The organism is Asanoa hainanensis (assembly GCF_900188485.1).
Classification (GTDB): Bacteria; Actinomycetota; Actinomycetes; order Mycobacteriales; family Micromonosporaceae; genus Asanoa; species Asanoa hainanensis.
The window spans coordinates 35857-50121 of the sequence record NZ_FZPH01000022.1; the positions used below are offsets into that span (position 1 = coordinate 35857).

The window sequence follows — 14265 nt, forward strand, 5'->3', positions numbered from 1 at the left end:
ATCGGCGCGGCGCGGACCGGCCCAGCCACGCGTTGCCCAGACCCTCCCGGTCCGTCGCAGCCCGACCCGGCACAGCCCACTCAGGCACGGCGCGGCACGGCCCGGACCAGCCAGGCGCGGACCAGCCAGGCCAGGCCCGACACGACCCGAACCCTCACGACCCCGTCGCGGCCCGAGCCGACGTGGCCCGACGCGGCGCGAGTCGGCGTTATAGGCGCCAGGTTGTCGTGGTGTTTGGCGCGTAGCGGCAGGTGGCTCCCGTCGAGACCGCTTCGCGGAGGTGGGCGGCCAAGGCCGGGTGTCGTTCGTCAATCTTGCGTAGCGTGTCGCGGATTCGGGCGGTCACTGTCTTGCGCGCGCGCTCGGCCTCGTCGCCCAGGCGGCGGGTGCGTCCGCCGAGGCCGGCTGCGGCTCGGAGCTCATCGATCAGGGCGCGGCGCTCGGCGTCGAGGGTGGCCAGCTTGGCCTGGTCGCCCCGGTGGGCGACCCGATCGATCGCCTCGTCCAGCTCACTCAGCCGGCGTTTGTAGCGAGCTTTGGCCTCGTCGTCGAGCACCGGGTCACCGCCCATCCGGCGTGCCGCCAGCAGTTCAGGGCCGGCCGTCGGGTCGAGCAGGACCACCGCCGCGATGTCGTCGCCCGGGTGGTTCAGCAGTTCATGGAGGTCGCGTAGGCCCTTGGCGTCCGGAAGGTGCACCACCTGACCGGCGAACGCCAGACGCCACACGTCACCGTCCCGCCGGAACTCGGCCGGCGCGGGTCCAGCCGTGTCACCCGGTGCGGCGCCTCCGCCAGCGCCGCCCGCCTGACGCGAGCCCTCGCCAGCGCGGCCAGCGCCGCCCGCCGAACCCCAGCGTTCACCATCCTGGCCGGCCTCGCCCGCCGGACCCGACCGTTCACCATCATGGCCAGCGACGCCCGCCGAGCGTCCAGCGTTGCCGCCAGCGCCGCCCACCGAACCCGACCGCTCACCGTCGACGCCGGCCGCGCCGACCGCAACCGACCATTCGCCGTCCTGGTCGGCGTCGCCGGCGGAAGGTGACCGGTCCGTCGGTGTTCCGGCTGGTGGCACAACGTCTTCCGCCCGCATCGAGCTGCCCGTGCGGTGGGCGACCGCTGACCCTGTTTCGCCGGCAGAGGTCACCCCCGTGGGGAAGGCAGCCGAGCCGTCCACCGTGGTGTCCGCCCACGGCAACGACCAGGCCGCCGCCGCGGCGTCGCCGTCCCGCGCCGGCCCGGCTCGCCCCGGGGAAGCCACACCACGTGGCGCGGGTCGGGACGAGGCGCGCGTCGCCAAGGCCCGGGCTGACTCGGCCACGTGCGGCATGTCGAGGTCGGTGGCTCGTCGCTCTACTTCGGACAGCAGCTCCGCCGCGTCCCCACCCTGCGCCAACCGGGCCTCGGCCAGGCCGAGGCCGGCCTGGACCGACCACGGTCGAGCGCCCAACCGATCGGCCGCCGCCTGGGCCCGCGCGAAGCCCTCCGCCGCCTCGGCCCAGCGTTCCTCGGCCGCGTCGACCTGCGCAAGCCAGAGCTCGACCGGCCCGCTCACGTCGCACCCGTAGAGCGAGACCAACCACTCGCCCGCGTGCGGCTGGAACGCCGCGCGGGCTCGGGCGCACAGGTCCGGATCGCGGGTCAGCACCGCGAGCTCGGCCACGAGGCGGAGGAACAGCGGCTCCATCCAGCGCTGGTAGCCGCGGTCGCCGGCGTCGGTCTCCGCCAGGTGGCGCAGGCCCGGCTCGGGGTCACCCTGGGCGACCGCGTTGAGCGCGGTGACCAGCGGATAGTACGGCGGGTGCGCGGCGAGGCGCGCCCCGATCACCTCAGCCGCCTCGGTGAAGCGGCCGCGCAGCATCAGCAGGGCCCAGCGGATGTGCTGCCCCATGTACGCGTTTTCGTCCTGGTCGCCGTCGATGAAGCCGGCCAGGTCTCGGTGCAGCGCCGCCGCTTCCGTGAAGTCGCCGCGGAGGGTCGCGATGATGCTGCGGTCGATCGTCGACATCATCCGGGCCATCGCGACGTCGAGCCGCTCCGTCATCGCGCGCAGCGCCTGCACCTGCGCGTAGTAACCCGGGTCGCCCATCTCCAACAGCGCCACCCAGCGCAGCGACGCCGCGAAGGCCGCGGTCTGCCAGTCGCCGGATCGGGTGGCGACGGTTTCCATCTCGGCCATCAGGGCCGCGCGCTCCCGGGCCGAGCCGAGGCCCCAGATCGAGTCGTGCCGGCTCCACAGGCTGAACGCCAGGGCCTCGTCGTTGTTGTTGGCGCGGGCCTCCGCCTCGGTGCGGGCGATCAGGTTGCCGACCAGCCGCTCGCGCGACAGCTCGGTGCCGTCACCCCCGACGTAGCGGGCGTGTGCCTCGCGCAGCAGTGCCTCGATCACGGGCGTGCGAGTGCTGTGTGGGCCACGATGGCGTTCGGCGACGAGGGCTACCCGGGCGAGCACCGCCGGCTCGTCGAGCGTGCGGGCCACCTCGCCGGCGGCCTCGATCTGGGCCCAGGCCTCGTGGCGATTGCGGCCGTGGAACAGCTCCATCGAGAGGTCGAGGTAGAGCTTCACCCGCCGGGTCGGGTCCTCGACGCGTTCGAGCGCGCGCCGGTAGTGGTTGTGCGCCTCTTCGGGCGCGAGCCGACCCGAGGCGTCGGTGGCCGCTGCCACCAGGTGATCCACCGCCTGCTCCGACGGGATCACCTCACCGGCCGCGTACGCGTGGCGGGCCAGATCGGCCGGGAACAGCCGGCCGCGCAACCCGGGGGCCTCGTCGACCGCCCGCACGACAGAGGCGTGCCGAGAGCGGCGGGCGTCGTCGGTGAGCCCGTCGTAGAGGGTCTCGCGGACCAGGTCGTGGCTGAACGCGAACCGCCCGCCGCCCCGCCCGACCACCAGCCGCGCCGTGATCGCCTGGTCGAGCAGGCGGTCGACCTGCGGCACCGGCTCGGCGACGACCGCGGCCAGCAACTGCCTGTGGAACTCGTGACCGAGCACCGAGCCGGCGGTCAACAACTCGACCAACGAGCCCGGCAGCAGGTCGAGCCGGCGGCGCACCGCGTCGCGTACCCCTGGAGGTATTGCCGTCAACGAACCGTCGGCCCGCCACAACCGGGCCGTCTGCTCGACGAAGAACGGGTTGCCGCCCGTGCGCCGGTGCACCTCGGCCACCACGTCGCCGGCGGGCGCCCGGCCGGCCGCCCGCTCGATCAACGCGCCGACGTCGGCCGGCTCGAGCCCCGTCAGGGTGACCGTGGTCGCCTTGGCCTGCAACGGCAGCAGCAGCGGCCGCAGGGGGTGGGCGGCCGACTCGACCTCGACGTCGCGATAGGTGCCGACCAGCAGCAGCCGCTCGAACCACGTGTGCTGTGCCGCGAACTCGAGCAGCCGCAACGAGGCCGGGTCGGCCCAGTGCAGGTCGTCGAAGACCACCATGACCGGCGCGTGCTGGGACGCGGCGACCAACGCGGCGGTGACCCCGTCGTACACCGTGAATGCTTCGGTCTCCGGGTCTGAGGTCTTGCCGAGCAGCACCGCGACGGCGGCGCCGCCGGCCTCTTCGATCTCGGCCCACTGGTCGGGGGTGGCGTGCCGGCGCAGCCCGCGCAGCACCTGCACCCACGGCCAGTAGCCGGGCGCGCTCTCGGAATCCCAGCAGCGCCCGCCGAGCACCGTCACCCCGCGCGCCCGCGCCTCGTCGACGGCGCCGGTCACCAGGGTGGTCTTGCCGATGCCGGCCTCGCCCGTGACCAGCACCAACCCGCCGTGGCTCTCGGTCACCCGATCGACCTCGGCGCGCAGCATCGCGGCGGGATGCTCCCGCCCGATGACCGACTCCCCCACCCGGGTCCCCATGACCCATAGACGGTATCGGAAGGCACCGACAGAATTAGTTACGCCAACAGACCGGGATAAAGCAGTGCCAATTGGTGCGGGTACGCCGCGATGAGGCGCAACTCGTCGTCGGTGAGTGGGCGGCCGGTCGAGGCGTTGCAGAGCTGGACCAGCTTGAAGGTCAGCTCGGGCTCCGTGACCGCGACACCGAGCCCGTCCATGACGTGCCGGAAACCGGCCATTCCGCCGTACTCCCCGGTCAGCACCACCCTGCCCGACAGCTCGTGCCAGTCCGCCGGAAATGGGCCGAGCACGTCCTCGTCGTACAACTCGTAGTTCCGATGGTCCTTGAGCGCGCCGTCGGCGTGGATGCCCGACTCGTGCGCGAACGCGTTGCGTCCGACCCCGGGCTGGTTGATCGCCAAGGGCTGACCGAAGGCGTACGCGGCCCAGGCAGCGAACCGGCGCGCCCACGACAGGTCCAACTGATCGCCGATTTCCACCCGTTCGGAGACACCGAACCCGTTCTGCAGCGCGAGGATCGTCGAGACCAGGTCGGCGTTGCCGGAGCGTTCGCCGATCCCGTTGACGCAGGTGTTGATCCAGGCGTCCTGGCCGGCGTCGAGGTCGCCGAGCGCGCCCGCCACGGAGTTGGCCACCGCCATGCCCAGGTCGTTGTGGCAGTGCGTCTCGACCGGCATGCCGACGGTGCTGGCCAGCTTCGCGAACCGCTCGCCGATCCGGCCCGGTGTGTCGCCGCCGATCGTGTCGCAGTAGCGCACCCGGTCGGCACCCGCTTCCTTCGCCGCCAGCGCGAACTCGGTCAGGAACCCGAAGTCGGTGCGCGAACCGTCCTCCGCGTTGACGCCGACGGTCTGGACGCCGGCCTCCTTGGCCGCCCGCACCGCGCCGACCATCTCCGCGACCACGGCGGCCCGGTCGAACTTGCCCCGGAACTTGTTGCGCAACATCTGGTCACTGGTCGAGATCGACAGGTTGTAGTGCTTGAGCCCGAGCGGCGTGGACGCGGTGACGTCGCCGGCGACCGCCCGGGTCCAGCCGGACAGCCGCAGGTCGCCGAACGCGCCGGCCTCGGCCAGCGCCACCTGCGCCCGCACGTAGGGCACCTCGTGGAACAGGAACGGAAAGCCGATCTCGGACTGCGCGACCCCGAGCTTACCCAGGTAGAAGTTGACCATCGTCTTGCCGAACTTGGACAGCCCGGTCCGAGCCGTCTGCACGCCGTCCCGGTTGGTGACGTCGAGGAAATGAATGCGTGGCATAACCTCAGGTTGACAGCACTGGTTGCGAGCGGTCAATGTTGACTAAAATCAACCCATCTTCTTGTACGGAGGTGCGATGGAGCAGCTCAAGGGCTGGTTGACGGCTTCGGAGGCGGCGGAGCGGCTGGGTGTGAAGCCAGCCACGCTCTACGCGTACGTCAGTCGGGGCGTGCTCAACCGCCGCCGGTCCCCCGCGGGCCAAAGCCTGTTCGACCCGGCCGAGGTCGAACGACTGGCTCGACGCGGTCGCCCGCGTCAGCGCCCTACCGGCGCGTCGGAGGTCGTGATCGAGTCTCGGATCACCGCTCTGGGAGCGGACCGCCCGTTCTATCGGGGACGCGATGCCCTCGCACTGGCCGCCTCGGCCTCGTTCGAGGAGGTCGCCGAGCTGTTGTGGACCGGGGAGCTCTCTCCGGGGCCTCGGACCACGGAGCCCGCCCCCGGCGGGCAGGCCGCGGAGCCCGCCCCCGGCCGGCAGGCGGCGGAGTTCACCCCCGGCGGACGGACCGCGGAGCTCACCCCCGACGGGCGGACCGCCGAGCTCACCCCCGACGGGCGGACCGCGGAGCACGCCCCTGGCGGGCAGACCGTGGAGCTCACCTCCGGCCCGCAGGTCTGGCGCGCGGGCTCGGCGGCGTTGACGGCCGGGCGGGCGGCCAGCGCGGCGTTGCCCGGCAACGTGCTGCTGCTCGACCGGATCCAGGCCATTGTGCCCGCGCTGGCGGTGACCGATCCGCTGCGGGGCAACCTGGATCCGGCCGCGGTGGTCGACGTCGGGCGGGCGTTGGTGGCCGGCATCGTCGACTGCCTGCCGGCCTCCAACGACCCCGGCGAGTCGGACGACAGCATCGCTGGGCGGTTGGCGGCTCGACTCGGGGTGGAAAACCGGTTCATCGACGGTGTTCGTGCGGCGTTGGTGCTGCTCGCCGACCATGAGCTGGCCGCCTCGACGCTCGCCGCGCGGGTGGCCGCGTCGGTCCGGGCCGACCCCTACGCCGTAGTCACCGCCGGGCTCGCCACCGTCAGCGGCACCCTGCACGGCGGCGCCTCACTGGGCGCCGAGGCCCTGCTCGACGCGGTCACCAACCCGGCCGACGCGGACGAGACGATCGGGTTGCTGCTGCGTCGAGGCGAGCGGATACCAGGCTTCGGCCACGCGGTCTACAAGTCGGGCGACGGCCGCGCCGGCGCGCTGCTTGACCGGATCAGCGCGGCGGCGCCGGACCATCCGGTCCTGCGCAGCGCGGAGGCGCTGCTCGCCGCCGCAAGGCGCCGCCGGCTGCCGGAACCCAACATCGACTTCGCGCTCGCGACCCTGACCCGGGCGGCCGGGATGCCCACCGGTGCTGGCGAGGCCATCTTCGCGATCGCCCGCGTGGCCGGCTGGTTAGCGCACGCGATGGAGGAGTACGAACGGCGCACACCGCTGCGGCTCCGCGCCATCTACATCGGACCTCAGGAGTAGCCTGCGCCAAGTGGCGGGGTCGGCCTTGCCGAGCGGGGATCCGGACCATTCGCTCGTAAAGCGAACCGGCTGTCGGATCGGAGCCCCGCCGCACGGGCCAGAGCCAGCCACGCGGGCCAAGAGCCAACAACGCGGGCCAAGAGCCAGCCACGCGGGCCCGGAGCCAGCTCCATCTCCCTGATCAACCGCCTGCGCGCTTAATCCATTGAGTTGACCGGTTAAGCCGCGCTAACGTGGTCGTTCAACGGACAGAGAGGGGCCGGGCCGATGCGGATCTGAGGTTGTCGACGTTTCCGACAACCCTGGAGGACCGCTATGTCTCCTGCCATCCTGATATCCGACCTCACCTTCTCCTGGCCTGACGGCGCGCCCGTGTTCGACGGGCTCGATCTGGTGCTCGGCACCGGCCGCACCGCTCTGATCGGCTCCAACGGCTCCGGCAAGTCCACCCTGTTGCGCCTGGTCACCGGGGCCCTCACGCCCACCCGGGGCACCGTCCGGGTCGACGGCACGCTGGGCTACCTGCCGCAGGACCTGACCCTCGACGCCGGCCGGCCGGTCGACGACGTGCTCGGCATCGCCGCGACCCGGCGGGCGCTCGCCGCGGTCGAACGCGGCGACGCTGATCCGGTTCACTACACGACGATCGGCGACGACTGGGACGTCGACGACCGCGCCCACGAGACGCTTGACCGGTTCGGCCTCGGCCACATCGGCCTGGACCGGCCGGTGGGCGCACTCTCCGGCGGCGAGGCCGTCCTGCTTGGGCTCGCCGGCCAACTCCTGCGGCGACCCGGCGTACTCGTGCTCGACGAACCGACCAACAACCTCGACCGCGCGGCGCGGGAACGGCTGTACGACACGGTGGCCGCGTGGTCCGGAGTCCTGCTGCTGGTCAGCCACGACCGCGAGCTGCTGGACCTGGCCGACCAGGTAGCGGAGCTGTACGACGGCGGGTTGCGGCTGTTCGGCGGCACGTTCAGCGAGTACGAGCACGCCCTGGCCGTCGAGCAGGAGGCCGCGCAGCGTGCCGTGCGGGCCGCCGAGGGCGACGTGCGCCGCCAGCGGCGCGAGCTGGCCGACGCGCACGTGACGCTGGCTCGACGGGTCCGCTTCGGGCAGAAGAAGTGGGACAACAAACGCGAGCCCAAGGCCATCATGAACCTGCGCAGACGCGAGGCTCAGGTGTCCGCCGGCAAGTACCGCGGCCTGCACGAAGACCGGCTGGCGGAGGCGCTTGAACGGTTAACCTCGGCGGAGGATGCGGTCCGCGACGACGCCGCGATCCGGGTCGACCTGCCGGCGACGGCGGTGCCGACGGCCCGCCGGGTGGCCAGCGTGCGCGACGCGGTGTTGCGCAACGGAGTGCGGATCGACCTGGACGTCTACGGCGCGGAACGGATCGCCCTGCTCGGTGCCAACGGATCCGGCAAGACCACGCTGCTGTCCGCGCTCGCCGGTCGCGTTCCGGCCGAACGCGGCGAGGTCGACGTCGCCGTGCCGGTGCGCTTGTTGCCACAGCGACTCGACGTACTCGATGACGATCTGTCGATTGTGGCCAACGTGCACCGGCTCGCCCCAGCGGCCGGGGACAACGCCGTCCGCGCCCGGCTGGCCCGGTTCCTCTTCCGTGGTGCCCGGGCGGAACGACCGGTCGGCTCGCTGTCCGGCGGCGAGCGGTTCCGGGCCACGCTGGCCGCGCTGATGCTGGCCGAACCGGCGCCGCAGTTGTTGCTGCTCGACGAGCCGACCAACAACCTCGACCTGGTCAGCGTGCGACAGCTGGGTGAGGCGCTGGCCGCGTACCAGGGAGCTCTGATCGTCGCGAGTCACGACCTCGGCTTCCTGCGCACCCTCGGCATCACCCGCTGGCTGCGGCTCGACGGCGTGCTGAGTGAGTCGGGCCCGCCGGCTGCGTAGGGTGGCAGTGTGGTGCGGTTTCGAATCAGCGAGGCGGCCGAGCTGCTCGGCGTCAGCCCCGACACGGTGCGCCGATGGATCGACGCCGGGAAGCTGCCCGCCGACCGCGACGAGCACGGGCACCGGTTGGTCGACGGCACCGAGCTCGCCGCGTTCGCGCGGTCCCAGCACGAGCAGGCCGAGGGTGGCGAGACCTCGGCCCGCAACCGGCTGCGCGGAATCGTCACCGCGGTGGTCAAGGACGGCGTGATGGCCCAGGTCGACATCCAGGCCGGCCCGTTCCGGATCGTCTCGTTGATGAGCCGCGAGGCGGTCGACGAGCTCGACCTCCGGGTGGGTTCGGTGGCCACGGCCGTCATCAAATCGACGACCGTCGTAGTGGAGAAGGCGCCGGCACGGCGTTAAAGTCATCGATGTACGAGCGGCGGCGCGCTCACCCCGATCCGGGAGGAGAGCTTCGTGCCGTCCATCTCTCGCCGCGGCCTGTTGCGGGTCAGCGGCCTCGCCGTCTTCGCCGGTGGCCTGTCGCCGTCGGCGCTCGCCGCACCCGTCGTCTCCGCTGACCTCGTCGTCTACGGCGCCACCGCCGGTGGTCTGGTGGCCGCGATCCAGGCCCGCCGCATGGGCCGGACAGCCGTCGTGCTGGAGCCGTCGAGCCACCTTGGCGGTCTGACGACCGGCGGGCTGGGCCAGACGGACAGCGGGACGGCCGCTTCCATCAAGGGCATAGCGGGCGAGTTCTACAGGCGGATCCACGCGGCGTACGCGGGAACGCCCGTGACACCGACCTCGCCCGCCCGGTTCACCTTCGAGCCGCACGTGGCGCGGGCGGTGTTCGACGAGATGCTCACCACGGCCGGTGTCGCCGTCTATTTCGGACTGCGGCTGGCCTCGGTGAGCAAGTCCGGCAATCGACTGGTCGAGGTCGTTGGCGCCAACGGGCAGGCGTTTCGGGGCGCGATGTTCATCGACGCGTCGTACGAGGGCGACCTGATGTCTCAGTCCGGGGCGTCGTGGACGGTGGGTCGTGAGAGCAACGCGACGTACGGGGAGACCGTCAACGGCGTGCAGGTCCGGAGTGGACACCAGTTCAACTTCCCGGTCTCGCCCTATGTCGTGGCGGGGAACCCGTCCTCGGGTCTGCTTCCGGGCATCTCGTCCGCACCGGTCGCGCCGGCCGGCAGCGGTGACGGGCTGATCCAGGCCTACAACTACCGGATGTGCCTGACCCAGGCGGCGTCCCGTATCCCGTTCCCCAAGCCGGCCTCCTATGACGCCGCCCACTACGAGCTGTTGCTGCGCTACGTCCAGGCCGGTTGGAACGGCCCGTTCTTCACCACGCACGGCGTCGGCGGCGGGAAGACGGACTCGAACAACAACGGCGCGGTCTCGACCGACTTCATCGGGGCCAACTACGCCTATCCGACGGCCTCGTACGCGGTGCGCGACAGCATCGCCGCCGACCACCGGAGCTATCAGCAGGGCCTGATGTGGTTCCTGGCCAACGACCCGCGGCTCCCCGCGTCGATCCGCTCGGCGACGGCGTCGTGGGGGCTGGCTTCAGACGAGTTCACCACCACCGGTGGCTGGCCGCCGCAGCTCTACGTTCGCGAGGCCCGCCGGATGGTCTCCGCGCACGTCATGACCGAGCGCAACTGCCGTGGGCAGTCGCCGGTGCCGGATCCGGTCGGGCTGGCCAGCTACACAATGGACTCCCACAACTGCCAGCGGGTGGTGGTGGGCGGGCTCGTCAAGAACGAGGGCGACGTGCAGATCGGCGTGCCCGGCCCGTACGGGATCAGCTACCGCTCGATCGTCCCGACCGAGGCGCAGTGCGCGAACCTGCTGGTCCCGGTTTGCCTGGCGGCCAGCCATATCGCGTACGGCTCGATCCGGATGGAGCCGGTGTTCATGATCCTGGGCCAGTCGGCGGCCACGGCGGCGATGCTGGCCTTGGCGGCGTCGTCGCCGGTGCAGCAGGTCCCGTATGCCACTCTGCGTGCCCGGCTGCTGGCCGACGGGCAGCTTCTGCAGTGGCCGCCGCCCGCCGGCCCGGGCGAGGTGATCGTCGACAGCCACGACCCGTCCGTGACCCGCGCCGGGACGTGGGTGTCGAGCACGTCGATCGGGGGCTATTGGGGCACGGACTACGAGCACGACGGCAACGTGGGGAAGGGGGTTAACCGGTTACGCTTCCGGCCGTCACTGCCGGAGGCGGGGACGTACACGGTCTACCTGCGCTGGACCGCCGACCCGAACAGGGCCAGCAACGTACCGATCGACATCGTCCACAGCGCCGGCGTGACGACCAGATCGGTCGACCAGCGCGGGAGCGGTGGGACGTGGGTTTCGCTGGGCTCCTACGCGTTCACGGCCGGCACGGGCGGCAGCCTGCTCATCCGCACCGAGAACACCGACGGCTACGTCATCGCCGACGCTGCCCGGTGGCTCCGCACGACCTGAGCGCGCGAAAAGGCCCCCTGCCGTACGCCGGCAAGGGGCCTTATGCGGTTCGGTCAGTGGGCGGCGGTCGTTTCCGCGGCGAGGCGTTCGTCGCCGCTCATCGTGGACAGGGGCTTTTCCTTGATGAAGACGACCGCGATCACGGCCAGGAAGGCGATCGGCGCGCCGATGAGGAACAGTTCGGCGGTGGCTGAGCCGTACACGTCGGCAATGATCTGGCGGATCGGGTCCGGCAGGTTCTTCAGGTCCGGTACCTCCGCGGTGCCGGAGCCGCCGCCCGCCTGGGCGCCCAGCTTCTCGGTCAGGCCGCTGGTGACCTTGCTGGCCAGGACCGCACCCAGGGCGCTGACGCCGATCGCGCCGCCCATGCTGCGGAAGAACGTCAGCACCGAGGTCGCGGCACCGAGCTGCCCGGCCGGGACGTCGTTCTGCGCGGCCAGCACCAGGTTCTGCATCAGCATGCCGACGCCGATGCCGAGGACGGCCATGAACACCGAGATGAGCACCACGCTGGTGTCCGCGCCGATCGTGCCGAGCAGCAGCATGCCGACGGTCATCACCAGCGCGCCGGAGACCAGGTAGATCTTCCACTTGCCGGTCTTGGTGATCAGCTGGCCGGCTACCGTCGACGAGACCAGCAGGCCGAAGATCAGCGGCAGGCTCATCAGGCCGGCCACGGTCGGGGACTTGCCGAGCGAGACCTGGAAGTACTGCGCCAGGAACACCGTGCCGCCGAACATCGCCACGCCGACGAGGATCGAGGCGACGGTGGCTAGTGAAACGGTTCGGTTGCGGAAGATGTCCAGCGGGATGATCGGCTCCGGGGCCCGCGACTCGACGAACACGGCCAGCGCCAGGATCACGACGCCGGCGGCCACGAGCACGGCGGTCTGCCAGGACCCCCACGCGAACTTGCTGCCCGCGAGGGTCGACCAGATCAGCAGGGTGGAGACGCCCGCGGTGATCAGGAGGGCACCGAGCCAGTCGATACGGACCTTGCGGCGTACGACCGGGAGGTGCAGGGTCCGCTGGAGCAGGAAGATCGAGAGCAGGGTGAAGGGTACGCCCAGCAAGAAGCACCAGCGCCAGCCGAGCCAGCTCGTGTCGACCAGCACGCCGCCGATCAGCGGACCCGCGATCGTGCCGACGCCGAAGACGGCGCCGAAGATGCCGGAGTACCGACCCAGCTCACGCGGCGGAATCATCGCCGCCATCACGATCATCGCGAGTGCGGTCATACCGCCGGCGCCGACGCCCTGCACGACCCGGCTGACGATCAGAACCTCCACATTGGGCGTGAAGCCGGCGATCAGCGAGCCCGCCACGAACAACGCCAGCGACAGCTGGATCAGCAGTTTGCGGCTGTAGAGGTCGGCCATCTTGCCCCAGAGCGGCACGGTGGCGGTCATCGCGAGGAGCTCGGTGGTGACGATCCAGGTGTAGACCGACTGGCTGCCGTTGAGGTCGGCGATAATGCGTGGCAACGCATTGCCGACGATGGTCGACGCGAGGATGGACACGAACAGGCCGACCATCAGGCCGGAAAGGGCTTGCAGCACCTCACGCTGCGACATCCGCGCGGGCGCCTGACCGCCGTCCGGCGACTCGGGCGTGGCCGCCGCGGCCGGCTCGGGCGAGGTGGTGACGTCGGTCATCAATCGTCCTTAGTGGAGGGGTGTGCGCCGGCCCGGGGACGCGGAAGGCATGGTCCCAAGGCCGGATTTCTCGGGGTGGCTCAGCTTGTGGGGTGGCTCAGCTTGTTTGGGTGGCTCAGCTTGTCGGGATGGGTCAGCTTCTCCGGATGGCCAGCCTTCTCGGGATGGCTCAGTTTGTCCGGGTGGCTCAGTTCGTCGGAATGGGTCAGCTTTCGGGTTGGCCAACCCTCTCGGGATGGGCTCAGCTCGCGGAATGACTCAGCTTCCAAGGTTGGCAAGCCCACTCGGACTGGGCTCACCTCGCGGGATGACTCGGCTTCCAGGCTTGGCCAGCCCTCTCGGGATGGGCTCACCTCGCGGGATGACTCAGCTTCGAGGCTTGGCCAGCCCACTCGGGCTGGCTCAGCTCGCGGGATCGCCAGCTCTCCGGAGCCGACTGGGTCCCAAGAGCATTCGCCCCAACGGTCGGCCCACCGCCGCGACTCACGCCTTCATCGCGGCTCACCATTTCGTGCTGGCTCGGTTAAGCCGCTGGCAACAAGGTCGAACGCCTCGTCGACCAGCTTCGCCAGGATGGTCGGTCGGTCTCCGGGATCCGGATTGGCCCACCGCATGAGCGCGACCCGAAACGCGGCACCGGTGACGGCCGCCGCGACCCCTGGGTAGCTGTGCCCGGCCGGCAACCCGAGCCGCTCCGCCACCGCCGCCGCCACTGCCAGCTCGGACTCGACGCTGGTGGCGAGCAGCCGCGGCAGCAACTGCGGGTTGTCGGCGACCACCCGCATCCGCAGACTGACCGTCTCGCGGTGGTCCTCCATCTGGTGGATCACCGGCACGAACGCCAGCCGCAGCGCCTCGAACAGGCCGATGTCGGCCGGCAGCGAACGGAACAGCTCGAGCGTCCCCCCGATCTCGCTGTCGCTGCCGAGCACCGCCTCGTCCTTGCTGGCGAAGTAGTTGAAAAACGTCCGCGAGGACACGTCGCACGCCTCGCTGATCTGCTCGACCGTGACGTGCTCGAGCCCGTGTTCGGCCACCAACCGCAGGGCCGCGGCGGAGAGCGCGGCCCTGGTGGCCAGCTTCTTCCGGTCGCGACGACCGAGCGCGGGTGCGGTGCTCATGCCGATCACTTTACCGGTTAATCTTGCACGACGCGAAAAGTTTTAGCGTGTGAAGCAGGGCACAAATCAGGGGTACGTCAAGACACGCCCGACCCGCATAGCGAAGCCGTCAAGATCGTGGATGTGCGTTCGTACCGGCGCTGAGCTGGGCGCATGGCAACAACTCGGCACCCGACGACTCCCCGGGTGACCCCCGGACTCGAGCTGGGAATCGGCTCCGTCGCGGTCGTCGTACTCACGATCATGCTGGCCTCGGCGCCCCTCCCGCTCGGAATGGCCGGCCTGGCGATCGCGACCATCGTGGGCGCGGTCCTCATCCCCGACTGGCGTTACAGCCTCGGCCTCGCGGTCATCACGTACTTCCTGTTCGTCGGCTTCATCGCCGGAGACATGGGCGTGCTGTCCTGGCGTGGCCACGACGCGCTGTGGCAGTTCGTCGCCTTCGGCCTCGCCTACATCGCCGGTCTCGTCCTGCGTTGGTTGATGCACACCCCACCCCCCGACTGACGCAGGCGGGTTCGGCCAGCCGGCT

Annotated in this window: 9 protein-coding genes; 5 read left to right on the forward strand and 4 right to left on the reverse strand. The window is 71.0% G+C overall.

Annotation, left to right across the window (positions count from 1 at the left end):
• Positions 1 to 208 precede the first annotated feature (208 nt).
• On the reverse strand, positions 209 to 3847 hold the full coding sequence (locus CHC05_RS35770; RefSeq protein ID WP_089255070.1) for an AAA family ATPase: 3639 nt from the start codon (positions 3845 to 3847) through the stop codon (positions 209 to 211).
• A gap of 38 nt (positions 3848 to 3885) precedes the next feature.
• Positions 3886 to 5109 (reverse strand): LeuA family protein, encoded by a 1224-nt coding sequence (locus CHC05_RS35775; RefSeq protein WP_089255071.1) that lies wholly within the window; start codon positions 5107 to 5109, stop codon positions 3886 to 3888.
• A gap of 76 nt (positions 5110 to 5185) precedes the next feature.
• Here CHC05_RS35775 and CHC05_RS35780 point away from each other — a divergent pair, with 76 nt between their 5' ends.
• The 4 genes from CHC05_RS35780 (at position 5186) to CHC05_RS35795 (ending at position 10957) form a co-directional block, all read left to right on the forward strand.
• Complete coding sequence (locus tag CHC05_RS35780; protein WP_089255072.1) at positions 5186 to 6574, forward strand: citrate synthase; 1389 nt, start codon at positions 5186 to 5188, stop codon at positions 6572 to 6574.
• Positions 6575 to 6889: 315 nt separating this feature from the next.
• Positions 6890 to 8494 carry an ABC-F family ATP-binding cassette domain-containing protein gene (locus tag CHC05_RS35785; RefSeq protein WP_089255073.1) on the forward strand — a complete coding sequence of 535 codons (1605 nt, stop codon included), beginning with the start codon at positions 6890 to 6892 and terminating at the stop codon, positions 8492 to 8494.
• A 9-nt stretch (positions 8495 to 8503) separates the two neighbouring features.
• Positions 8504 to 8899, forward strand: coding sequence for a TOBE domain-containing protein (locus CHC05_RS35790; RefSeq protein WP_089255074.1), 396 nt, complete (start codon positions 8504 to 8506; stop codon positions 8897 to 8899).
• A 54-nt stretch (positions 8900 to 8953) separates the two neighbouring features.
• On the forward strand, positions 8954 to 10957 hold the full coding sequence (locus CHC05_RS35795) for an FAD-dependent oxidoreductase (RefSeq protein ID WP_218824782.1): 2004 nt from the start codon (positions 8954 to 8956) through the stop codon (positions 10955 to 10957).
• Between the two features lie 53 nt (positions 10958 to 11010).
• Here the strand turns inward: CHC05_RS35795 and CHC05_RS35800 are convergent, their stop codons facing one another.
• Together CHC05_RS35800 and CHC05_RS35805 are read right to left on the reverse strand one after the other, a co-directional pair.
• Positions 11011 to 12612, reverse strand: a complete 1602-nt coding sequence (locus CHC05_RS35800) for an MDR family MFS transporter (RefSeq protein WP_089255075.1) — start codon at positions 12610 to 12612, stop codon at positions 11011 to 11013.
• A 491-nt stretch (positions 12613 to 13103) separates the two neighbouring features.
• Positions 13104 to 13733 carry a TetR/AcrR family transcriptional regulator gene (locus CHC05_RS35805; RefSeq protein WP_089255139.1) on the reverse strand — a complete coding sequence of 210 codons (630 nt, stop codon included), beginning with the start codon at positions 13731 to 13733 and terminating at the stop codon, positions 13104 to 13106.
• A gap of 153 nt (positions 13734 to 13886) precedes the next feature.
• Here CHC05_RS35805 and CHC05_RS35810 point away from each other — a divergent pair, with 153 nt between their 5' ends.
• Entirely contained in the window at positions 13887 to 14240 is a 354-nt protein-coding gene (locus CHC05_RS35810) for a hypothetical protein (RefSeq protein WP_144022919.1), read from the forward strand.
• Positions 14241 to 14265 lie beyond the last annotated feature (25 nt).